Source organism: Polaribacter staleyi (assembly GCF_038024045.1).
GTDB lineage: Bacteria > Bacteroidota > Bacteroidia > Flavobacteriales > Flavobacteriaceae > Polaribacter > Polaribacter butkevichii.
Map to the genome: position 1 here is coordinate 1,920,191 of NZ_CP150665.1, position 26,363 is coordinate 1,946,553.

The window sequence follows — 26,363 nt, forward strand, 5'->3', positions numbered from 1 at the left end:
AAAAAGATCCAACAGAAAATAAAAGTACATCTGTTACCTTAATAAGCACATTTGTTCTTTTTTCTAAAAACAAATAAACATAGGTTTGTTTTTACCAAAACATAATAAAAAGACTATTTTTTATAAAAATATCTTATTTTTTTAACACTTAAACAAACAATCCCCCAACAAACATAATCTCTAAAACTAACATTAAAAAGAAACAAAAACCAAAAGATTAAAACCATTAAAAACAATAACTAATTTATGAAACAGCAAATTACTAAACTATTAAGCAGGAGTTTTGTATTAATGTTTGTACTCACGTTAATGAGTATGCAACACTCTTACTCTCAAAAAACAATCTCTGGGGTTGTTAATGATGAAAATAATATGCCTATACCAGGCGTAAGTATTCTTAAAAAAGGTACTAATAGTGGTACAACAACAGATTTTGACGGTAAGTATAGCCTTTCTGCATCAAGCGGAGATGTTCTTATCTTTTCATTTTTAGGGTATGCTACTAAAAATATTACTATAGGAAACCAACAAATAATTAATGTAAACCTTACTGAAGATGCCAGTCAATTAGACGAAATCGTAGTAATTGGTTATGGTACAGCTAAAAAAAGTGATGTAGTTGGTTCTGTTTCTCAAGTAACTGCCAAGTCTTTCGAAAATCAACCTGTTACCCGTGTAGAAGACGCTTTACAAGGTAGAGCTTCTGGAGTAAAGGTAACAAGAAGTTCTGGACAACCAGGTGGTGAGATAAAAGTACGTATTAGAGGGGTAAACTCAATTACAGGTAATAATAGTCCTTTAGTAGTTATTGATGGTGTAATTGGAGGTGATTTAAGTACTCTTAACCCAAATGACATTTCTTCTATGGACGTACTAAAAGATGCTTCTGCAACCGCCATTTATGGTTCTAGAGGTTCTAATGGGGTAATTTTAGTAAGCACTAAAAAAGGAAGAGGAAAAGGTAAAATAAATGTAGATTATTTTGTTTCTTTTGATAATGTTCCTAAATTTTTACCTACACTTGGAGCCGCCGATTTTGCAAGAATAGAGAATTCTAGTAGAGCAAGAGTAAACTCTCCTGCTATTTATACAGACCAACAAATTGCAGATTTTGAAGCAAATGGAGGTACAGATTACCAAAGAGAATTATTAGGACAACAAGGTTTTACACAAAACTTACAATTATCTGCAAGCGGAGGTTCTGAAGATGGTAAAATTAATTATTTCTTATCGGGTAACTACGTTAACCAAAACGGAATGGCAATAGAAACTGGTTATGAAAAATTTTCTGTACGTTCTAATGTAAACGCTCAAGTTAACGATAAGCTTAAAGTTGGTTTAAATGTATCTGCTCTAAGAGCAAAAACTAAAAACAATTTAGACCAATTTAATCTTTTTGAAGCACGAAAAATATTTCAAGCAGCAACCTGGGATCCAACAACACCAATTTATAATGAAAACGGTGAATATAATTTATTCTCTTTATATGGTGTAGCTAGTGGTACATACAACCCTATAGCAGATATGAGAGAGTCCGATTTACAGAATGTTAGAGATAGAATTGACCTTAACTTTAATGCCTCTTATAATATCACAGATAAACTAACATATTCACTTATCGTAGGAACAAACTCTATAAACACAACACAACAAAATTATGTTGTTAACTCTACTTTACCAGATGCTACTTACAGTGGAGCTAAATCTACAAATTACCAAGTAAGTAATATTGTAACTTGGGCAAACACTTACGGTAAACACAACATTTCCGCTACTGGATTATTTGAATTTTCACAAAGTGAATATAGTCAAAACGGTTATTCTGCAAAAGATTATATTATTTCAGGTAACTTCTATTTAGCCGAATTAGCAAGTGCTTTTGGAGCAACAAACATATACAACAAATCGAGTATCCAGTCTCTTATGGCAAGAGCAGCTTATGTTTATGATGAAGATTTATTTGTAACTGCAACTGTTAGAATGGACCAATCTTCTAGATTTAGAAGCAATAAAAACACAGGATACTTTCCATCTGTAGCTTTAAAATATAGCTTCAAAAAAATGGATTTTCTAAATAACAATAATTTTCTAACAGATTTAGCTATTAGAGGAGGATGGGGACAAGTAGGTAACCAAAATATTGCTCCATATGTCACATACCCTAGCTCATTAATTGGAGGAACAGATGCATCTTATCCATTTACAGGTGAAGCTCCAGAACCAGGTGCAATTCCTGCAGGTTATGGTAATGATGAGCTAACTTGGGAAACAACTACCCAAACCAACCTTGGTGTAGATTTGGCTTTTTGGAACGGAAGAGCTAACTTAACTATTGATGCTTACAAGAAAAACACAACAGATCTCTTATTAGATGTTCCTGTACCAGCAACAAACGGTGGAGGAGTAATTACACAAAATATTGGAGAAGTAGAAAACTATGGTATCGATTTTTCTTTAGGAGGTGGTGTTATTAGAAACGATAACTTTAATTGGGATTCGAATTTTAATTTCTCTTTTGTTAAAAATAAAGTTGTTGACCTTGGTGGTGTAAACTCTATACAAGGTTCTTTTGAAGCGACAGATGGTACACAATCATATTGGAATATTATAGAAAAAGGACAACCTTTAGGTCAGTTTTTAGGAGCTACTTTTTTAGGAACTTGGAAAACAGCAGAAGCAACAGAAGCAGCTGTATTGGGTAGAGCTCCTGGAGATCCAAAATATTTAAGAGATGAGGACGGTGAAGTAGTTTACCAAACAATTGGTAATGGTACACCAACAACTTTCTGGGGGTTCAGCAACACGTTTACCTATAAAAATTGGGATTTGAATGTCTTATTACAAGGAGTTCATGGTTTTGATGTATATAATACAATGCGTGGAACAATCAATGGTCCACAAAAAAGTTTTATGTCTCCAGACCAACTAAACCAATGGACACCAGAAAATGAAACAGATATTCCTGCTGGAGGGCAAAGTATTATTGGTTCTTCTAGATTTGTAGAAGACGGAAGTTTTATCCGTTTACAAAACTTAGCAATAGGATATACTATTAAGAATAGTAAATCATTTGAATCTTTGAGATTATATGCAAGTGGTCAAAATTTATTCTTGATTACAGATTATCAAGGTTACGACCCAGAACTAACGTCTGTAGCCGCAGATCCTGCCGAAAGAGGTAATGGAGACGTTGCAGCTGGTATCGATGCTGGTGCATATCCAAATCCTAGAACTTTTTCTTTGGGAATTAAATTAAATTTTTAATACATAAAAATTGATTAAATTATGAATACAAAATATAAAATTATAAAATATTTAAGCAGTAGTATATCTATCGTCTTATTAGGTTGCGCTGTTTCATTTCAAAACTGTACCAATTTAGACGAAGATCCTACAAAATCTCAATTAGCACCCGGTAAGTTTTCTTCATTAGAAGATTTTAATTTAGGGGTAACAGGTGTTTACGGAAAATTACGTACAGCAGCACAATGGACAACTTTTAATGTTTTTGGTTGGGCTGGAGATGATATAACAACACATAAAGCTTTAAATAAAGCTCCTTTTAGAGAGTACGACCAAATGAATGTTGCTGGAGATAATCCAAGATCATTGAGTAATTATAAAGATGTTTTCTCTATGATTCGTGCAGTAAATGCTGTTATAGAAAGCGCTCAAGACTTAACAGTAGCAGATCAAGAAGGCTATAATACTCTTTTGGGTGAATCTCATTTTTTAAGAGGGACTCTTTTCTTGCACATGTCTAGAATTCACGGAAGAATTCCTTTGCCTTTAACATCAATTCCTGATTTTGAAATAGGCTTAGCAACACAAGTAGAAGTGTATGAACAAATTGAAAAAGACTTATTACTTGCAGAAAGCCTACTTCCAGACATTTATCCAGGTGTATTAGCAGGAGCACCTCGTCCAAATAAAGGAAGCGCAGAAGCAATGTTGTCTCGCTTGTATATGAATTGGGCTGGTTTTCCAGTAAAAGACAATGCAAAATATACCGATGCTGCTAACATTGCTAAAAAAGTTATAGATAATCATGAAGCTCATGGTTTCGAATTGTTAGAAGATTTAAATGATTTATGGAAAGTTGCAAATAGATTCAACGATGAATCTGTTTGGACCATAGCCTACAATAATCCAGCGAATTTAGGGAATAGAAAATATGGAATATTAGGATATCCTTCTGATGTAGAAGGAGGTTGGTCTGAAGTATTTGCAGAAGTTCGTTTCTTTGAAGATTTTCCGGAAGGACCAAGAAAAGAAGCTACTTATAGAACCGATTTAGATTGGAAAAACTTTAAAGATCAAGTACAACCTGTCTTTACAAAAGTAGCTGGTCCACTTGGAGATTTACCAAGTCAATGGTCTACTGATAGAAACGACTTTTATATGCGATATGCAGAAGTTTTATTAAACTATGCAGAAGCATCAGGAAGAGCTGGTAATAACAGTGCTGATGCTTGGGAAGCTTTAAATAAAATACGAAGAAGAGCTGCAGGAAACCCATTTAATACACCAGACTCTAATGTAGATATTACTTCAGGAGATTTAGCTGAATTGGCATTTACAGAAAGAAAATGGGAATTTGCAGGTGAATTTCTACGTTATAATGATTTAGTTAGAATGGAAAGAGTTGCAGATGCATTAAATAATAATGCCCGTACTCCATTAGATCCAAATATACCAATAGCCAATCCTGTATTAGGTTCATTGTCTTCAGAAAACTACTATGCTCCTATTCCACAGATAGAAATAGATTTAAATCCAAATTTAGCAAACTAAAATTGAATTATTTTTAAAGATAAACGGTAAGATATTTTTTATAACTTACCGTTTTCTATTTTCAATTTAACAGCCTTCTGTAATTTTATAAAGCACTAATTTTATAAAAAAATATGTCAAACTTTAATATATCAAACACCGTAAACTTAGTAAAATCCCTATCATTTTTAATACTTTTATCACTTACATCTTGCGATAAAAACACAGAGAATATTCCCTCTAAAAATGAGGTTAAAAAACTCTTTACAACTGTATCTCCTAAAGATTCTGGAATCGATTTTCAAAACTCTTTGATTGAAACACCTGATGCAAACTACTTCCTTTATAACTACATATATATTGGTGGAGGAGTTGCAACAGCCGATTTTAACAACGACGGTTTGGTAGATATTTTCTTTTCTTCAAATACTTCAGACAATAAATTATATTTAAACAAAGGTGATTTTAAATTTGAAGACATTTCTAAGAAAGCAGGTATTATTAAAAGAAAAGGGTTTGATACAGGTGTTACTATAGTAGATGTTAATAATGATGGTTATTTAGATATTTATCTTTCTAGAGGTGGTTGGATTGATGAAAATCATCAATTTGCAAACATGCTGTACATTAATAATGGAGATTTAACCTTCACAGAAAAAGCACAAGAACTAGGTTTAGCAGATGAAAATAGAACTATCAATGCAATCTTTTTTGATTATGATAACGATAACGATTTAGATGTCTATATTTCTAATGCTGGTGATATTATAGACAGAAGTCAAACAGACGTTAGAGACCTTTTAGCTTTACAAAAAGACCCAAAAACAATTGCTTTAAAAGGAAGTGATCAATTATATAATAATGATGGAACAGGACATTTTACAAATGTTTCCATAAAATCTGGCATATTACCAGAAACAGGCTTTGGTTTAAACCCACAAGTTGCCGATTTAAATAATGATGGTTGGTTAGATATTTATGTAAATAATGATTTTAATATTCCAGATTACGTTTACTTAAACAACGGTAATGGCACATTTTCTGAAGGTAGAGACAAAGTAATGAAGCACATGGCTTTCAATACAATGGGTGGTGATGTTGCTGATATTAATAATGATGGACTTTTAGATTTAATGACTTTAGATATGAATCCAGAAGATTATATCCGATCTAAAACAACCATGGGAATGACCTCTATTGAAAACTTTGAATCCATGACAAAGTCGGGATATCATTACCAATACATGCACAACATGCTTCAGGTAAATAATGGTAACGGTACCTTTAGCGAAATAAGTAAAATGGCAGGAATTGGAGATACAGATTGGAGCTGGTCTTTATTATCTGCAGATTTCGATTTAGACGGTCATAATGATGTTTTTGTAACAAATGGAGTCTTTAGAGATGTAATAGATAGAGATTCTAATTCTAAAATTCTAGCCACTTTAAGAGCAAAAGGAAGAAAACCAACCAAAGAAGATTTCTTTGAATATGTTAAAATGCTACCACAACAGAAACTAACCAACTATTTCTTTAAGAACAATAAAGACCTTACGTTTAAAAACACTTCTAAAACATGGAGTTCAGAAAAACCGACTTTTTCTAATGGTGCTGCTTATGCCGATTTTGATAACGATGGTGATTTAGATTTAGTCGTAAATAATATTAATGAACCTGCTACTCTTTTAAAAAATAACGCCCGTGAAATAGAAAACGGAAGCTTTATTCAATTCTCTATTAATGGTCCTGATAAAAATAAATTTGGCGTTGGTACCATCGTTAATTTATACATGAATGATGGTTCTGTAAAGACAAGACAACTAATTAATACACGTGGATTTTTATCCGCAGTTTCAAATAAATTACATTTCGGAATCCATAAAGATGCTGAAGTTTTAAAAGCAAAAATAGTTTGGCAAGATGGTAAACAACAAGAAATAATTAATCCAACAATAAACACAACTATACTTGTAACATATTCAAATGCAACAAAATTTAACAGTAAAAAAGAAACCGAATCACCTACTCTATTTTCAAAAGTAAAATTCGAGTATGCACATGATGATCCTTATTTTAATGATTATCACAAACAAGTTTTATTGCCTCACAAATTATCTCAAACAGGTCCAGCTGTTGCTAAAGCAGATATTAATAATGATGGTTTTGATGATGTTTTTATTGGAGGTGGAAGAAAACAAGCTGGTAAATTATTATTAAGCACCGCTAATGGCAGTTTTAAAACAGCTAATATTCCTGATTTTATTAATGATAAAAACCAAGAAGATGTAGGTGCTACTTTCTTTGATGCTGATGGCGATGGTGATCAAGATTTATATGTGGTTAGTGGTAGTTATGAGTTTAGTAGTCTACCTAAAATGCTATTAGATAGACTGTATATTAATAACGGAAATGGAAAATTTAGTAAATCTACTACCGCCCTACCAGATATGGTTTCCGCAGGATCTATTGCTATTGCTAAAGATTTTGATAACGATGGAGACCAAGACCTTTTTGTTGGAGGACGTGTAATTCCAGAAAAATACCCATATGCACCAAGAAGTTATCTTTTAGTAAATAACAATGGTAAATTTTCTATTGCAACTCCAAACATTGCACCTGATTTAGAATTTATTGGCATGGTTACAGACGCAGTTTGGACTGATATAAATAATGACCACCAAGTTGATTTAATTGTTACAGGCGAATGGATGGGCATTGAAGTATTCATCAATAAAAATGGAAAACTAATAAAAAGTAACGATTACCCAACTTTAAAAGAATCTAAAGGTTGGTGGAATAAAGTTTTAGTTTCAGACATAGATAATGATGGTGATAAAGATATTATTGCAGGAAATTTAGGTACCAATTATAAATTTCATGCATCAAAAGAACAACCATTTCATATTTACACAAACGACTTTGATTTTAATGGTGTAGAAGATGTTTTTTTAGCCAAGTATTATAATAACAAAGAAGTTCCAGTAAGAGGAAAAGGATGTACAGCACAACAACTACCTCATTTAAAAAATAAAATAAAATCGTACAACGAATTTGCAAATAGTGACTTAGAGGGGATACTAGGCCCTCGAATTAAAACAGCCTTACATTACAAGGTAAATCAATTTAAGTCTGGTATTTTTAAAAATAATGGCACTGGTAATTTTACCTTCAAACCATTTTCTAATCATGTTCAAAAATCAGTTATTAATAGTATCATCCTTGATGATATTAATGGAGATAACATCAAGGATTTAATTTTAAGTGGAAACAACCACATGTCAGAAGTTGAAACTACAAGAGCAGATGCCGGAACAGGTGTTTTCTTAGAGGGTAACAAAAAAGGTAATTATGATTATATACCTAACAAATCCTCTGGTTTATTTGCTGATAAAGATGTGAGAAACATGTTAATTCTTGATACAAAAAAAGGCAAACTGTTACTTATTATCAATAATAATGAAACACACGATTTGTATACAATATCTAAACTACCTAAAAAATAGTTCATTAAAGAAAATCTTTTTTAAGTCCCCATCTAGGTAACTATTATTTTCAGAAAACAACTGCATGAAAATCAAAAAAAGAAACCAATTATAATTTAAATTGGAAAAGGAAATTGAATAAAAATATAAAGTATTATATGTTTTTTCAATTTCCTTTTAATCTTTAAACTTTTAAATTAGAATACAAATTACAGTACTTTCAAACGGATACATATCCAAATTAAACCTCCTTAAATAATCTATTTCAAAAATTTACGGAAACGTTTCCGTAAATTAAAATACTTTCGGTATCGTTCTCGAAGATGTTTTTTAAACCTTCAATTGTTTCTCTTAGTAAATTAGATTAAATTTCGGTTTAAACTAAAATTTTAATAAATGACTAACATCGATATTGCTGTTATTTTAGTGTTTACTGCCCTTGTTTTTGCTTGCGGATTAAGTTTCTCTAAATCCGGAAAAAACATGAAATCTTTTTTTGCTGCTGGAGGAGCATTACCTTGGTGGATGAGTGGATTATCTTTATTTATGAGTTTTTTCTCTGCAGGAACTTTTGTGGTTTGGGGGTCTATAGCTTATTCTAGTGGTTGGGTAGCCGTAACCATTCAATGGACAATGTGTATTGCTGGTTTAATTATAGGCTTTGTCATTGCTCCTAAATGGCAAAAAACAAAAGCATTAACAGCAGCTGAATTTATAACAGATAGATTGGGCTACAATACCCAAAAAGTATATACTTATTTATTTTTAGCTATATCCGTTTTTACAACGGGAGCTTTTTTATATCCAGTTGCTAAAATTGTAGAGGTTTCTACAGGAATTCCAATTTCTGCTAGTATTATATTCTTAGGAATATTAATCTTAATATATACAGCTGTTGGTGGTTTATGGGCAGTAATTGTAACCGATGTTTTACAGTTTGTAGTGCTAACTGCTGCTGTTTTAATTGTAGTTCCTTTATCATTTGACAAAATTGGAGGGATTAACAACTTTATTGAGCAAGCTCCCGATAACTTTTTCAACTTTACAAACGCTGAATATTCTTGGGAATTTATGGTAACTTTTGGATTGTATAATTTATTTTTTATTGCAGGAAATTGGGCTTATATTCAACGTTACACAAGCGTAGCAACTCCAAAAGATGCTAAAAAAGTAGGTTGGTTATTTGGAGGATTGTATACTATTAGCCCATTAATTTGGATGTTACCTCCTATGATATATAAAGTTTTAAACCCAGAACTAGGAGGTTTAGCCGATGAAGGTGCCTATCTTTTAATGTGTAAAGAAGTATTGCCTGTAGGTATGTTAGGCTTAATGTTAGGAGGAATGATTTTTGCTACATCTAGTTCTGTAAATACCACATTAAATATTTCTGCAGGTGTTTTAGCAAATGATGTTTATAAACACTTTTATCCTGAAACCTCCGGAGAAAAATTAGTAAAGGTCGGTAGAATTTCAACCATCATATTAGGTTTAATTACAATTGTTGTTGCTTTGTTGGTACCTTTTATGGGAGGAATTGTTGAAGTTGTTATGAGTTTGGCTGCAATAACTGGTGGCGCAATGTTCTTACCTCCGTTAGTGGCTTTGTTTTCAAAATATCAGAACGGAAAAAGTGTGTTAATTGTTACTATTGTTTCTTTAATAATCAATTCTTTTTTCAAATTTATAATGCCATCATTATTTAATTATAGTTTAAGTAGAGCTATGGAAATGACCGCAGGTGTAGGAATCCCTATAGCTATACTACTCTTTTTTGAGCTATATGCAAGAATTAAAAAAACAGATGTTTCTCAATATAAAAAATATACAGCTTTGGTTGAAACAAAGGTTTCATTAGATGCAGAAGAATCTGAAGGTGGAAATAAAAAAGGTGGAAGGGTTATTGGAATTGGTGTAGCCTCAACTGGATTATTAGTTATAATAATTTCTTTTTTAGAAGAAAAACCAACATTATTGGTTACAGGCATGGGAGCTATAGTACTAGTTTTAGGTGCTTACATAATTTTTAAAAATAAAAATACGGTAAAGAATGTTAATTAAGGATTTTAATAACAAAGGTAGATCAAACAAAATGATACAACTACAAAGTGAGTTTGTTGTTGTTGGAGGTGGAACTGCAGGTGTTTGTGCAGCAATAACAGCTGCCAGAAAAGGAACAAAAACAGTTTTGATACAAGATAGACCTGTATTGGGCGGTAATGCTTCTTCAGAAGTTAGACTTTGGATTTTAGGAGCCACTTCTCATATGGGAAATAACAACCGTTGGTCCCGTGAAGGTGGTGTAATGGATGAAATTCTTATTGAAAATTTACACAGAAATAAGGAAGGTAATGCCGTTATTTTTGATACCGTTTTGTTAGAGAAAGTACTAAACGAAAAGAATATTACACTATTATTAAATACAAATGTTTACGATATTTTAAAAGAAAACAATACAAAAATAGAATCTGTAAGAGCTTTCAATTCTCAAAATTCAACAGAATATATAATAAGCGCTCCCCTATTTTGTGATGCGTCGGGTGATGGAATAGTTGCTTTTAAAGCAGGAGCTTCATTTAGAATGGGAGCAGAATCTAAAGAAGAATTTGGCGAATTATTTGCTCCAGATAAATCATATGGCGAACTACTAGGACACTCAATGTATTTTTATAGCAAGAATACAGATAAGCCTGTAAAGTTTATAGCACCCGATTTTGCCTTAAAAGATATTAAGAAAATTCCTCGTTATAAAGCAATTGGAAAAGATGATAAAGGTTGTCGTTTTTGGTGGTTTGAATATGGTGGTGAAGGAGATACCATTCACGATACCGAAGAGATTAAATACGAATTGTGGAAAGTAATATACGGTGTTTGGGATTATATTAAAAATTCTGGTGAGTTTGAAGATGTAGATAATATGACCTTAGAATGGGTTGGAACCATTCCTGGAAAAAGAGAAAGTAGAAGATTCAACGGGTTGTATATGATGAAACAACAAGATGTTTTAGGACAAACAGTTTTTGATGATGCAATTGCTCACGGAGGTTGGGCTATTGATTTACATCCTGCAGAAGGTGTTTACAGTAAACTATCTGCTTGTACACAATGGCATTCTAAAGGAGTATATCAAATCCCTTATCGTTCGTTTGTAAGTAAAGATATTGACAACCTGTTTTTAGCAGGAAGAATTATAAGCGCAACACACGTAGCTTTTGGTTCTACAAGAGTAATGGCAACAACAGGATTGTGTGCGCAAGCTGTAGGAATGGCTGCAACTATTTGTATTAAAAACAATATAAACCCTGCAGAAATATTAGAGAATGGCTTGATAAAAACGTTGCAGAATGAATTGAATATTGTGGGACAAAGTATTCCAAATATCCCAATTCAAGTAGATAGTAATTTAGTAAATGAAGCTACGGTTACAAGTTCTTCTAATTTGAGTTTAAATAAAATTCCTTTTGATGGAGGCTGGACAAACCTAGCTACTTCTGCTGCTCAATTACTACCTTTTAAAGGGAATGAAAATTACACTTTTAAAGTATTCGTAAAAGCAGATGAAGACACTCAAATTGAAGTACAATTAAGAACTTCAAAAAAATCTAAAAACTATACACCAGAGGTTATTTTAGAAAATCAAATCATCAACCTTAAAAAAGGAGAACAAGAAATTGAGTTTAAATTTTCTAGTTCTGTCACTGAAAATCAATATGCTTTTGTAACATTTATGTCTAATGAAAAAGCGTATTTAAAAAATAGTAACCAACGTTATTCTGGTGTTTTATCTGTATTTAATGGAGTTAATAAAGCCGTTTCTAATAACGGAAAACAAACACCTCCTAGTGGCATTGGTGTTGATACTTTTGAGTTCTGGATTCCACAAAGAAGACCAGAAGGTTATAACATAGCAATGGAAATTTCTCCTTCAATTGAAGCTTTTAGAAGCACAAATATCGGAAACGGATATGTACGCCCTTGGGGTAGTGTGAATGCTTGGAGCGCAAGTTTAGAAGATAAAAAACCAAGTTTAAAAATTGAATGGAAAACAGAAAAAGAACTATCAGAAATTAAGTTGTTTTTAGATTCTGATTATGACCATCCTTTAGAATCTACTTTAATGGGACATCCAGAAGAAGTTGTTCCTTTTTGTCTTAGAAATTATACTATTACAGATTTAAACGGAACTGTTTTAGTTACAAAAGAAGGGAATTACCAAACTATTAATACTTGGAGGTTTGATTCAAAAATAAAAACAAAAGGAATAATTATAAACGTAGAGCATCCATCAGAAAATGTACCTGCATCTATTTTTGAAGTTATCTGTAGTTAATTATTGAAATTATGAAACATCTTTATTATGTAATTTTTCTAGTTAGTATTTTAATTGGTTGTACCGATAAAAAGAGTAATGGAGATACTAATACACAGATTTCTTTAAATGGAGATTGGCGTTTTTTAGCATCCAACAGTGTTTCTGATGATGAAGTTTTAAATGCCGATTATAATTCTTGGGATACACTAGAAGTTCCTGGAAATTGGGACACAGAAAATAAATACACGCACTACGTTGGTAAAGGTTTTTATCAAAAAAGAATAGAAGTCCCAACAAGTTGGATAGGTAAACAAGTCCGTATAAAATTTGACGCTGTTTATGAAACTTCTAAAGTTTGGTTCAATGGAAAATTATTAGGTTCTCATAAAGGTGGATATACTCCTTTTGAATTCAATATTACCAACCAAGTAAATTATGGAGCAAAAAACACCATAGTTGTTATGGCAGACAATACTTTTAAACGTGGCGCTTGGTGGGCTTGGGGAGGAATTAGCAGAAATGTTTCACTATTTACAAATGATAATGTTCGGGTAGTATGGCAACATATTTCGGCAATCCCAAATTTTGAAAAAGGGATTGTAGATTTTAAAATTGAATACAAAATTGAAAACAATGGCGATACTGAATCTGAAATAAATTTAGTTTCAACTATTGAAAATAAAGCTGGTGAAAATTGGTTGACTAAAAATCATTCAATAAAAATTGCTGGTAAGAATATTTCAAAAACAGAAATCACTTTTACAGAACCATTAAAAAATGTTGATTTATGGCATTTTGATAGACCAAACTTATACAATATAACTACTGAAGTTTCAACAAATAATCAGTTGATAGATGTGGTTTCAGATAAATTTGGAATTCGAAAACTAGAAGTTAAAGGAGAACAACTGGTATTAAATAATGAACCAATTAGAATAAATGGTTTTAACCGAGTTCATGATCATAGATTGTATGGAAATACTGAACCAGAGGAATTGATAAAGAATGACCTTCTAGATATGAAATCTCTTGGGGGAAATTTCTCTAGAATTATGCATGCTCCAGCATCTAAAAATTTACTGAAATTTTGCGATAGTATTGGGTACATGATTGTAGAAGAAATTCCGGTTTGGGGAAGAGCTGCGCCAAATGCAATTCCAAACAATCCAATAACCAAACAATGGTTAACAGAAATGATTGAAAGAGATTACAATCATGCAAGTGTTGTTGGTTGGAGTGTTGGTAATGAAATTGGAAATTTAGATTGCGAATGGGAAGACATGACCATGACTCCAGAACAGTTTAAGTATGTAAATTCTATGTTCGACCATGTTATTAGCTTAGATAAAACACGGTTAAAAACGTATGCAAGTTTTACGGCTTACTTACCAAAATCTGATGTAACAAATGAGCCTGTTAAAAAAGCAGATTTCATTTCAATAAATACGTATGGAGGTCATTTAAAAAAGGTGGTTGAAACTCATAAAAAGTTTCCGGGCAAACCTATTTTCTTTTCAGAAATAGGAAAAGGTCAAATTGGGTCAGAATCTAATGCTTTATTAGACGAGAAATTGTTGGATGAAATGAAACAGTTTAATGAATTGCCTTATGTAATTGGAACTGCTTTATGGACGTATAACGATTATAGAAGCAATTATAAAAACACACCAGCTTCAGAAAACAGAGCTTGGGGTGTTGTAGATGTTTGGAGAAATCCAAAGGCAGCTTACAATCAAATTAGAGATTTATATGCTCCTGTTGCTAAAATGCAAAGTGAATTAACAAATTTAAAAGCTACCATTGTAATTACTCCTCGTAATAAAATAGAGATTCCTTCTTTTGTTTTAAAAGACTATCAGTTGAAGTGCGATTTTATCAATGAAAATGGTAAAGTTATAGATTCAGAGAAAATTACGATCCCAAATATTACACCAGGAGATGCGGATTTAACCTTTAGTTTCAAGAATAAAAAAGGTGCGGTTCGTGTAAAAGCAAGTTTAATTTCTCCAATGAATATTGAAGTAAAAACTACAGAATTTCCAATTAAAAAGACGCATAATCTAGTTGATGAATCTAAAAAAGCAAAAATTATTTTTCTAAAAAAGTATCGAAAAAATGTAACGGTAGGTTATAAAGTTACCGATGCAGATTCTTTATTTACGTTTAAATATGGCGTTAATTCTAAAGCATTATCACAAGAAATATCCACAGAACTAAAAGGGAGTTTTAATATTCCTTGGAACTCTAAAGAGCCCTTTTTTATTCAAATAAAATCGAATAATTCAGAATGGTCAGATAGTAAGAAATTAAAATAAACAACATCTATTACTTCAATATAAAGATTAAGTAGCATGAGAAAATTTAAATTATTCGGAGGAATAAAAATCAGTGTTTTTTTAATAGCCTTGTTAGTTGTTGGTTGTAAAATACAAACAAAATCAAGTGCTTTTCCAGATACAAATAAAATGATTTTAAGTGGAGATTGGAAATTCAATACCATTTATGGTATGGGTTCAAATCCATTAAATATCCAAGAGCAACCAAATGATATTGTTATTGATAATAACGACAAAACTAAGGTTGAAATAAAAGGTAGTTGGAAAACAAAAAAGGTTGGTGGAAGAGGATCTGTTTTTTATGGTGAAGATTATTTAGTCCGTAATTTTAAAAAAGAAGAAGCAGCAAATAATTATGTCCGTTTTAAACCTACAATTAAGAAAACTGGGTATTATGAAGCTTTAATTAAATATCCTTTTGCATCACATTTAACAGCACAAGTAAATATAAATCACTCCGAAGGAAAAACATCTGAATACGTAAGTCAAAGAACAGATTGTGGCCAATGGATTAGTTTGGGCATCTTTACGTTTAAGGCTTCAGAAAATAATTATATAGAACTTACCGCAATCACAGACGGAGAAGTTGCTGCAGATGCAGTGTTATTTAGACCAATATCAGCAGAAAAATATAAAGAAGCAAAAGAACAACCCAATCAAGTCTATTTACCTGACTACAATGATTCTGATTGGCATCATCTAAAAGTTCCTGGGCATTGGGGAATGATCAATTCATATTCAAATTATAATGGTTTAGGCTGGTACAGAAAAGAGTTTCAATTGCCAAGTAGTTGGAATGCTAATTCAAACGAGAAAATTAGATTACAATTCGATGGCGTTTATCACGTAGCAAAAGTATATGTAAATGGTCAGTTTATTGGTAAGCACAGAGGTGGTTTTACGCCTTTTGAATTTGACGTAGCAGCTCATTTAAATTTTAATGGAAAAAATACAATTGCAGTTGAAGTAGACAATAGAAATAAAGTTGGTGCCACTTGGAATTGGGGAGGAATTATTAGAGATGTTTATTTAATAAAAAATAACAATGTAAGAATTAACAACCAATACATCCATGCAACACCAAATTTAGAAAAAGGAACTGCAAACCTTAAATTAAAGGTTAGGTTAGAAAACAATTCATCCGAAGTTAAAAACATTGCAATTCATTCTGTAATCTCAAAAAACGGAAAAATACTAACATTAAATAAAACTATTGAAGTTGCTGCTCATAAAACTGTTGATGCAATTTTAGAAGGTAATTTAGAAGCAAAGAATGTAAAATTATGGCATTTTGATTATCCAGAATTGTATCGTTTAGAAACGACAATTTTAGAAGGAAAATCGGTAATTGATAACAAGGAAAATAACTTCGGAATTAGAAAAGTTGAAGTAACAGATTCTAAATTATTATTAAATGGTGAACCTGTACGTTTAGGTGGATTTAATCGTGTAAGCGAGCATCGTTATTGGGGATCTTCTGAGCCTTTAGAGGTTTTAGAAAAGGATGTTGATTTAATGAAAGAAGCAGGTGCTAATTTTATGCGCATTATGCACGGAACTCAAAATGAAAAATTAATTGAGTTATGTGATAAAAAAGGAATTTTAATTTTTGAAGAAGTGAATGTTCGTGATTTAACAAATCCAGAATTTACGGCACCTCATTACCCATTAGTAAAAGACTGGATAAAAGGAATGGTAGAGCGAGATTGGAATCACCCCAGCATTATTGGTTGGAGTGTTGGTAATGAACTTTCTAATCATTACGAATATGCAAAAACAACAATGGATTATGTACGAGAAATGGATCCAAATAGATTGGTTACTTGTGTTAGTAATAGTGGTCAGAAAAGTTTCTCTAATCGTAAAACAGACCCAAATACAGAGGTTGATATTATTATGCACAACATGTATCGCTGGCAAGGAGAACCACAAGTTATTATTGATAAATTAAGAAGTGAGTGGCCAGATAAACCCATCTTTATTTCAGAATATGGTTTTGACCCATACCCAACAACTTCGTTGGATGGTGATCAACAAATTTTTTCTGATTGGAATGAACATTGGAGAGGCAAAAATGAATTTGTTATTGGAGGTTCATTGTGGACATTTAATGATTATAGAAGTGGTTATGCTGCAACTTCTCAAGAAGAAAATAGAGTTTGGGGATTGATAAATGTTTGGAGACAAAAACGTAGAATGTTTCATAGAGTTGCCAAAGAATTTAGTCCTATAAAAAATATTGACGTTAAAAACCTACACATAGCAAACAATAAAGCAAAAGTTGAAATTCCCATTCGAGGATTAAACGACTACCCTAGTTATAGTTTAACTGATTATAAATTAAAATGGAATTTTAGAGCTACAGACGGAACTATTGTTGAAGAAAAATCTCAAGATTTACCAAACATACATCCCGCAGACAAAGTTTGGCAAGGAGAAATTACTTGGGGGAAATTGCCTGATGAATTATTAGATTTACGCATACAGTTGGTAAGCCCAACAGGTTATGTTAGATATGAAAAAGTAATTCCATTTTCAACGCCAAAATCCCCTGTTATTACAGGGATAGATTTAGGTGATAAATCGGTAAGAGTTTTATTTGAAAAAGTACCTGGTGCAACGGAATATGTAGTTTATTATACAAATGATAATAACAAAACAGTTGCTTCTTTTAAAACAATTACAAATGCCATTGAAATAGAGCGCTTATCTAACGATAAAGAATACACTTTTAGTGTTGTTGCTATAAATGGCAAAGGAGAAAGTAAAACTCCAAATGCAATTAAAGGAACCCCTAATGGAAAACCTTTAGCTCCTAAAATTTGGGATGCATTTATTACTGATAATAAAGCTGTAATTGGTTACACCAGTGAATTTGATGATACTTTTTACACCGTAAAGTATGGCACTACCAAAGAAAATTTAAACAAAGAATTTAAATCGAATGTTAGAGGAATGATGACTATTGATTTAGAAAGCACTTCTCCTATTTATTTTAAAATTCAACGAGAAAACAACGGTCAAAAAAGTAATTGGTCTACCATCTCTAAAGCAAATTAAGATGAACTTAAAAACTACACTAGTTGCCTTATTTTTAGTCTTCAATTTTTTAAAATTAGAAGCGCAACAGAATCAGAAAAAAATCAACCTAGACGAGTGGAAATTGGCCTGGAATGATGAATTTGATTACAAAAATAAAAAATTAGACAAAAATTGGGTGTCACAAAATGGTCCAAATGGGCATATTTTGTGCAGTAGATGGAGAGAAAATGCAGTTGTAAGAGATGGCGTTTTACATTTAGAAAATAGAAAGGAAAAAAGAGGCGGTCAAGAATGGACTTCGGGTAGTATTTGGACTCGTAAGAAATTTAAATACGGTTATTTTGAAGCTAGGTACAGATATGCAGCAGCAGAAGCTACCAATAATTCTTTTTGGTTGATGACTCAAGGACCCGAACCGAAAGAAGGAAAAAGGTTTGAAATTGATATTAATGAAGGACATTTTCCAAACGAAGTAAGTACAAATATTCATCAATGGACAGATTTTACAATTGATAAAAACGGTAAAAAGAAACACCAAACAAATCATAAAGGTTTTACTTATGGAGCAAAACCAGATTACACTATTCAACTGGAAACAGCTATTGAAACAAAAAAAATAAGATTTATTTCGAACAATCAGTCAAAATTTAACCTTGGAGAGTTTAGAGTTTATGGTGTAAATAAAGATGGTAATTACCCAAGTGCATTATCTACAACAGCAGACACCGACATTCCTGGCTTAGTGAATTATGCAAAAAGTAAGGATGTAACTATAACAACAAGTGGTTCATTTAAAGAAAAAGACAGCTCACATTCTTTAACTGACGGAAATCCTTTCTCTTCTTGGACAACACAAAATTCTGGTCAAAAATGGGTTGAATTTACATGGAAAGAAAACATTACCGTAGGAGCCACACAGTTTGTTAATGGCTGGAAAGATAGCAAAGGAAATTGGTATGGTTTAATTTCAGATTATAAAGTTCAATATTTAAAAAACGGCGAATGGAAAGATATATCCGTTTTAGACGTTACCAAAAATTACAATTTTGCAGATGAATATCACACTTATGGTTTAGAGTGGAATGAACAAGAATTGATTTTTTATTTTGATGGAAAAGAGATTAGAAGAGAGAAAAATACATTTTGTTATAGCGAAACACCTATTTGGCTGAGTCTTGCAATTATTAAATGGTCTGGTACAGTAACCGATGCTATTGATGGTACTTCGATGAAAGTAGATTATGTAAGATATTATAACAAAAAATAATAAGATTTTTTAAAAAAAATAATCAAATAGCATAAAATGAGACATCTAGTATTAGTTTTAATTACAGTTACTCTTTTAAGTTCTTGTAAAGAACAACCAAAAAAAACTTTAGAAGAAAAAAAACAAGATTATAAAATTGAATTAGGAGAAGTTAAACTTCAGTCTAAATTTGAAAGTGATACAATGAGTATTTGGGGAGGATCCATTACAAAAGATAATGATGGTTTGTATCATATGTTTTATTCTCGATGGAAAAAAGATTTAGGTTGGGTTTGGGATTCGCATTCTGAAATTGCACATGCAACGTCAATATCACCTTTTGGACCTTTTAAACATAAAGATGTGACTTTGGAGATTAGAGATTCAAAACTTTGGGATGGTTTGTGTACGCATAACCCAACAGTACATAAGTTTGGCGACAAATACTACCTATATTATATGGGGAATACTGGAGATGGAAAGATTTACAGCAAACCAGGAAAAATAAAATTGAATCCGATACATAGAAATAATCAGCGAATTGGAGTAGCTGTTGCAGATTCGCCAAATGGACCTTGGAAACGCTTTGATAAACCCTTAGTTGATGTTAGTAAGGATAGTACAGCTATTGATGCCTTAATGGTGAGCAATCCATCCATTACTAAAAGACCAGATGGTGGTTTTTTAATGGTATATAAGGCAGTTGGTAAAAAGAAAAAAGGAATTTGGGGAGGACCAGTGGTGCATTGTGTCGCAACTTCTGACAGTCCAACAGGACCGTTTGTTAAATATGGAAAACCAGTATTTTTAGCAGAAGGACATGATTTTCCTGCGGAAGATCCTTTTATTTGGTACGAAGCTGGAAAATACAGAGCTATTTTAAAAGATATGCACGGAGCGTTTACAGATGCTGGTCAGGCATTGGTTCTATTTGAATCTATAGATGGATTTGATTGGAAACTATCGAAAAATGCATTGGTTTCAAAATTAGAAATTAAATGGGATAATGGAACAGTGCAGAAAACAGCTCATTTAGAACGACCTCAAGTTTATATAGAAAATGGAATTCCAAAAGTTCTTGTATGTGCTTCTGATGTAAAAGATAGTAAAGGTGTACTTCAATCCTTTAATGTTCAAATTCCAATTCAAACTATAAAAAATTAATAATGAAGAATCTAAAAAGTAGTATTATATCTGTTTTTTCCTTTTTCGTAACCTTTATAGGTTTAGCACAATCAGATTTTGATTTTAAAAAATTACTTCCTGAAAAATTTGACAAGGCAAACATTATTTCTGAAAAAGATTACAATGTTTGGGGAACAAATATTTTAAAAGGGAAAGACGGAAAGTACCACGCAATTTATTCTCGTTGGTTAAAAAGTAGAGGACATCTTGGTTGGGTTACGCATTCTGAAATTGCACACGCAGTTTCTGATAATTTAGAAGGTCCCTATAAATTTAAAAATTTAGTGTTACCTCCTCGTGGAAATAAATATTGGGATGGAGATTGTACGCATAATCCACACGTAATTGAACACAACGGTAAATTCTATTTATACCATATGGGAAATAAAGGAAGTGGTTTTTGGAATAAAACTTCAGACACAATTATGCCAAAATATACTGATAAAGAATGGTGGATAAATAGAAATAATCAAAGAGTTGGTTTAGCTGTTGCTGATGATTTAAATGGAGAATGGAAGCGATTTGATAAACCATTAATTGATGTTACAGGAAATAGAATGATGACATCAACACCAACTATTTCAAAACGTACAGACGGTAAGTTTTTGTTGGCGTATAAATATGTGGAGCCAAACGAAAAATTTAAAAACGGAAAAGTAGTGCACGTTACCTCTCTTTCTAAATCTCCAATGGGACCTTTTGTAGACACAGGAGTTCCTTTTATTACGCATCCAACGGCAAGTTTTGCAATAGATGATCATTTAGAATGGGTTTACAATGGAAATTATTATTGTATTGCAAAAGATTCACGAGGTGCTTGGAGCGATTATCCTGATGGTTCTACCATGTTATTTGAGTCTGACGATATGGGGTTAGATTGGAAACCTGCAAAAAACTTTTTAGTGTTAAAAGCAGGAGAAATTAAATGGACAGATGGTACCGTTACAAAAACAGAAAGAACTGCAGATATGCCTAAGTTTTATATGGAAAATGGTGTGCCAAAAGCATTAATTATTGCAATTTTACCGAAGGATAGTGAAATTTCTTATTCGTTAGTAATTCCTTTAATTGAGAAAAATTAAAAAAAAGAATGAAAACAAGAATGTTGAAATATAGTTTGTTAGTCGCTTTTTACGCTTCCAGTTTTTTAGGAATGAGTCAAAGTAATTCTCAAAAAAATATAATTCTTATTATTACTGATGATCACGCGTACCAAGCAATTAGTGCCTATAATGATCGATTGGCTAACATTGCTCCGACCCCAAATATTGACAAATTAGCTAATAATGGTGTTCGTTTTGATAGAAGCTATGTGGGTAATTCTATTTGTGCACCATCAAGAGCCACAATACTTACTGGAAAACACAGCCATTTAAATGGCATCAAAACATTAAAAGAAAAATTTGATGGGAGTCAGCCAACTATTGCTAATATTCTTCAAAAAAATGGATATGAAACTTCCTTTTTTGGCAAATGGCATTTAAAAAACAATCCTGTTGGTTTTACTAATTGGGATGTTTTAATTGGTCAAGGAGATTATTACAATTCAGATTTTAAAACAACAGAAGGAAATACTAGAAGTAAAGGCTATGTAACCGATGTAATTACCGATAAGGCTATTAATTGGTTAGATGCAACGAGAGAAAAAGAGAAACCTTTTTTAATGATTGTTGGCCATAAAGCTCCGCATGCTAATTGGTTGCCTCCTGTAAAGTATTTAACAACATTTGATGATATTGACATACCTGAACCAAACAATTTATTTGACAATCATTCAGAAAATGGATTAGGAGTTAAAGAAACAGATATGACTATTGAAGAAATGCCAATGGGATGGTATTGCCAACTATGGTCTAAAAAACAAGAAAAACCAAATAGATATGAAGATTTTGGAGGTGCTTTATGGAAACGAGCATATGGAAGATTAAGTATTGATGAAAAAGCAAGTTTTGATAACGTTTTTAATCCGAAGAATGAGGCCTTTTTGAAAACCAATTTAAAAGAAGAAGATTTAATTAGATGGAAATATCAACGAATTATGAAAAACTATTTAGGTTGTGTAAAATCTGTAGATGATAATGTTGGTAGATTAATGGATTATGTAAAAACTGCAGGATTAGAAGATAACACCTTGGTTATTTATGTTTCCGATCAAGGATTATTTTTAGGTGAACACGGTTGGTATGATAAACGTATGATGTACGAAGAAGCTTTTAGAACACCGTTAATTGCATATTGTCCTTCTCTAGTTACTAGAGGAAAAGTGAGCGAAGAACTGGTTCAGAATATAGATTACCCTCCAACAATTTTAGATTTTGCAAACGTTAAAATTCCTTCGGAAATGCAAGGCAAAAGTTTGTTACCTATTTTGAAAAACAAAAAAGTTAAGAACTGGAGAGAAAGCTTGTATTATCATTATTACGATTACCCTGGCGGTCATGATATACAAAAACATGAAGGTATTGTTACAAAAAGATATAAACTAATTTACTTTTATGAAATTAACAAATGGGAGTTTTACGATTTAAAAAAGGATCCTTCAGAAATGAAAAATCAATTTAAAAACGCAAGTTATAAAAAAGAAGTTGCTCGTTTAAAAAACGAATTGATAAAACTTCGTAAAGAGTATAAAGTACCTACTAATAATATATAACAATAAAGAACATGAAATATTTAGCATCACTAATAATAGCAGTATTTGTATTGGTTTCTTGTGCAGAAAAACCAAAAAAAGATACACCTAAACCTAAACAAGATATTGATTTAAAAATTGAATTCGGTAAAGTATCACCAACATCCGTTTTTTCTGAAGAAGGAAAAAGTGTTTGGGGAGGTTCTGTTGTAAAAGGAGAAGATGGTTTATACCACATGTTGTATTCTCGTTGGCCAAAAGCATTGGGATGGGTATGGGTAACACATTCAGAAATTGCTCATGCAGTTTCTGATTCTCCATTTGGTCCTTTTAAATTTCAAGATATAGCATTACCCGCAAGAGGTAAAGAATTTTGGGATGGTATGGATACTCACAATCCTACAGTAATAAAATCGAAAGGTAAATACTATTTATACTACATGGGTAATACTGGCGATGGTGAAGTAGTTGGTATTCCTGGTAAGCATAAATTAAACTGGCAACATAGAAATAACCAAAGAATTGGTGTGGCTGTAGCAGACAGTCCTAACGGACCTTGGACACGTTTTGACAACCCCGTGTTAGATGTTTCTAAAAATGATGACGCTCCTGATGCTTTAATGACATCTAACCCTTCTATTTGTGAAATGCAAGATGGTAAGTATTTAATGGTTTACAAAGGTGTTGGTAAAAAATTTCCGTTGCCATCTGGTGGTCCAGTAATTCATATGGTAGCAATTTCTGATAGCCCAACAGGACCTTTTGTGAAACAAGAAAAATTAGCTTTTGAAGTTGCTGGTGAACGTTTCCCTGCAGAGGACCCATATATCTGGTTTCAAGATGGAAAATATAGAGCTATTGTAAAAAGAATAAAAATAGTTGGAAAAGGACGTACTTTTTCACTTGTTCAATATGAGTCTGAGGATGGATTAGATTGGGTAGCTTCTAAACATCATGATATTTCTGAAAGAATTGTAACCTGGGCAAATGGAAGAGTACAACAATTTACACATTTAGAACGTCCGCAAGTTGTGGTAGAAAACGGAGAAGCAATTGCATTATTATGTGCTGCAGATACGTTAGATTCTAATAAGGTTAGACATTCTTTTAATATTCAAATTCCTTTAAAAATAACAAAGGAAATAAGCAAAAAATAAAATTATGAAATTACATTTTAAACTATCGTTTATTGTTCTATTTATAACTAATTCAGTTTTTTGTCAAGAAGTAGATTTTTCTTTTCAGAATAAAGATTTACCACTAGAAGTAAGATGCCGTATTTTGATTTCTCAAATGACTTTAGATGAAAAAATAAGTCAGATGGTACATGCTTCTGCAGCCATACCAAGGTTAAAAGTACCTGATTATAATTGGTGGAGTGAAGCTTTACATGGAGTTGCACGTAATGGAAAAGCAACTATTTTTCCCCAAGGAATTGGATTGGGAGCTACTTTTGATCCTGAATTAATTCAAGAAGTTGCCTCTGCTATTTCAGATGAAGCAAGAGCAAAATATTCAATTTCTCAGGCAATGGGAAATCATAGTAAATTTGCAGGATTGACATTTTGGTCTCCAACAGTAAATCTGTATCGTGATCCACGTTATGGACGTGGTCAAGAATCGTATAGTGAAGATCCTTTTTTAATGTCTAAAATTGGAGTTGCTTTTGTAAAAGGTTTACAAGGAGATGATCCAAATTATTTAAAAACAGCTGCGTGTGCAAAACATTTTGTAATGCATTCTGGTCCAGAACATGGTAAATTAGAGTTTAATGTAGAGGTTTCTAAACAAGATTTAAACGAAACATATTTCCCTGCTTTTAAAGCCTTAGTTACTGATGCAAAGGTAGAAGGAGTTATGACTGCCTATAATATGGTTTTTGGGAAACCTTCTTGTACTAGCGAATTTTTAGTAAAAGAAACCTTAAGAGAAAATTGGAATTTTGATGGATATGTAACATCCGATTGTGGTGCGATTTCAGGTGCTGCAGGAAAACAAGGATATGCTAAAACAACTTTAGATGCTTCTGCATTGGCATTAACTGCGGGTGTAAATCTAAATTGTGGAGGAACTTACAAGAACTTAAAAAAAGCTCTAGAAAAAGGATTAATCACAGAGAAATTAATCAATGAAAGAGTCATGCAATTATTTAAAACTCGTTTTCGTTTAGGTATGTTTGATCAGCAAGAAGATGTACTGTATTCAAAGATTGGACCTGAGGTAATTCATTCAGAAAAACATATTGCATTATCTCGTTTAGCAGCACAAAAATCAATTGTTTTATTAAAAAACAAAAACAATGTGTTACCACTTTCTCCTGAGGTAAAGATTCCTTATTTAACAGGTCCTTTTGCAAACTCTAACGATATGTTAATGGGAAGTTATTATGGAGTTAGTACTGGCTTGGTTACTATTTTAGAAGGGATTACAGACGCTGTTTCTTTAGGAAGTTCATTAAATTATAGAAGTGGTGCATTGCCATTTCAGATAAACCCAAACCCTAAAAACTGGGCGCCAAATGTAGCAGCAGAATCAGACGTTACCATTTGTGTTGTTGGTACAACTGCAGATTTAGAAGGTGAAGGTGTAGATGCTATTGCTTCTGCTCACGGAGGTGACAAACCAAACTTAAAATTACCCGAAAACCAGATTAAATACATTCATCAATTAATCGAAAAGAAAAAAGACAAACCATTAATATTAGTAATTGCTAGTGGAGGCCCTGTTTCTTTAGAAGGTATTGAAGAGCATTGTGATGCTATTATCCAAATTTGGTATCCTGGAGAACAAGGTGGAAATGCCGTTGCAGATGTACTGTTTGGTAAAGTTTCTCCTTCAGGTAAATTACCAATTACATTTCCTAAAAATGTAGATCAGTTACCTGCATATGATTCTTATTCTATGAAAGGAAGAACTTATAAATACATGACCAAAGAGCCTATGTTTCCTTTTGGTTATGGATTAACTTATTCTAAAACAACCTTCAGTAATTTAAAACTGAGTTCTACAAAACTTAAGAAAAAAGAAACTTTAAATATTTCTGTTGATGTTGCTAATATTGGTGATTTTGATATTGAAGAAGTTGTTCAATTATATGTTTGTCCAGAAAATGTTTCGGGAGGAATACCTATAAAAAGTATCAAAGGCTTCAGTAGAGCATCCTTAAAAAAAGGAGAAAAAAAATCAGTTTCATTTTCAATTAATCCAGAAGATTTAAAAGTGGTTAATGAAGAAGGAGAAAGAGTTTGGAGAAAAGGGAATTATAAAATAGTAGTTGGTAATGCTTCTCCAGGAGATTTAAGTGTAAGATTAGGTGCCTCAGTGCCACAAGAAGCAATTATCCAATTAAAATAAA

13 protein-coding genes are annotated in these 26,363 nt (G+C 32.2%); all 13 read left to right on the forward strand.

Going from position 1 to position 26,363, the window contains the following annotated elements:
• Nucleotides 1-309: 309 nt before the first annotated feature.
• The 13 genes from WHD07_RS08245 to WHD07_RS08305 all read left to right on the forward strand — a co-directional run bounded on the left by WHD07_RS08245 (nt 310) and on the right by WHD07_RS08305 (nt 26,362).
• Nucleotides 310-3,264 carry a TonB-dependent receptor gene (locus tag WHD07_RS08245; RefSeq protein WP_343330791.1) on the forward strand — a complete coding sequence of 985 codons (2,955 nt, stop codon included), beginning with the start codon at nt 310-312 and terminating at the stop codon, nt 3,262-3,264.
• A gap of 21 nt (nt 3,265-3,285) precedes the next feature.
• Complete coding sequence (locus WHD07_RS08250) at nt 3,286-4,794, forward strand: RagB/SusD family nutrient uptake outer membrane protein (protein ID WP_343330792.1); 1,509 nt, start codon at nt 3,286-3,288, stop codon at nt 4,792-4,794.
• A 113-nt stretch (nt 4,795-4,907) separates the two neighbouring features.
• Nucleotides 4,908-8,276 (forward strand): VCBS repeat-containing protein, encoded by a 3,369-nt coding sequence (locus WHD07_RS08255; protein WP_343330793.1) that lies wholly within the window; start codon nt 4,908-4,910, stop codon nt 8,274-8,276.
• A gap of 375 nt (nt 8,277-8,651) precedes the next feature.
• On the forward strand, nt 8,652-10,316 hold the full coding sequence (locus WHD07_RS08260; RefSeq protein WP_343330794.1) for a sodium:solute symporter family protein: 1,665 nt from the start codon (nt 8,652-8,654) through the stop codon (nt 10,314-10,316).
• A 31-nt stretch (nt 10,317-10,347) separates the two neighbouring features.
• Entirely contained in the window at nt 10,348-12,585 is a 2,238-nt protein-coding gene (locus WHD07_RS08265; protein ID WP_343330795.1) for an FAD-dependent oxidoreductase, read from the forward strand.
• Nucleotides 12,586-12,596: 11 nt separating this feature from the next.
• The gene (locus WHD07_RS08270) at nt 12,597-14,882 is read left to right on the forward strand and encodes a glycoside hydrolase family 2 protein (RefSeq protein WP_343330796.1); all 2,286 of its coding nucleotides are present in this window, start codon (nt 12,597-12,599) and stop codon (nt 14,880-14,882) included.
• 36 nt (nt 14,883-14,918) lie between these two features.
• A complete protein-coding gene (locus WHD07_RS08275; RefSeq protein WP_343330797.1) occupies nt 14,919-17,963 on the forward strand; it encodes a glycoside hydrolase family 2 TIM barrel-domain containing protein in 3,045 nt (1,014 codons plus the stop codon).
• A 1-nt stretch (nt 17,964) separates the two neighbouring features.
• Complete coding sequence (locus WHD07_RS08280; RefSeq protein ID WP_343330798.1) at nt 17,965-19,212, forward strand: glycoside hydrolase family 16 protein; 1,248 nt, start codon at nt 17,965-17,967, stop codon at nt 19,210-19,212.
• 36 nt (nt 19,213-19,248) lie between these two features.
• Nucleotides 19,249-20,355 (forward strand): glycoside hydrolase family protein, encoded by a 1,107-nt coding sequence (locus WHD07_RS08285; protein ID WP_343330799.1) that lies wholly within the window; start codon nt 19,249-19,251, stop codon nt 20,353-20,355.
• Nucleotides 20,356-20,357: 2 nt separating this feature from the next.
• Nucleotides 20,358-21,458, forward strand: a complete 1,101-nt coding sequence (locus tag WHD07_RS08290) for a glycoside hydrolase family protein (protein WP_343330800.1) — start codon at nt 20,358-20,360, stop codon at nt 21,456-21,458.
• A gap of 8 nt (nt 21,459-21,466) precedes the next feature.
• A complete protein-coding gene (locus WHD07_RS08295) occupies nt 21,467-23,029 on the forward strand; it encodes a sulfatase (protein WP_343330801.1) in 1,563 nt (520 codons plus the stop codon).
• A gap of 11 nt (nt 23,030-23,040) precedes the next feature.
• Nucleotides 23,041-24,165, forward strand: coding sequence for a glycoside hydrolase family protein (locus WHD07_RS08300; protein WP_343330802.1), 1,125 nt, complete (start codon nt 23,041-23,043; stop codon nt 24,163-24,165).
• A gap of 4 nt (nt 24,166-24,169) precedes the next feature.
• Nucleotides 24,170-26,362: a glycoside hydrolase family 3 C-terminal domain-containing protein gene (locus WHD07_RS08305; protein WP_343330803.1), complete on the forward strand. Its 2,193-nt coding sequence runs from the start codon at nt 24,170-24,172 to the stop codon at nt 26,360-26,362.
• Nucleotide 26,363 lies beyond the last annotated feature (1 nt).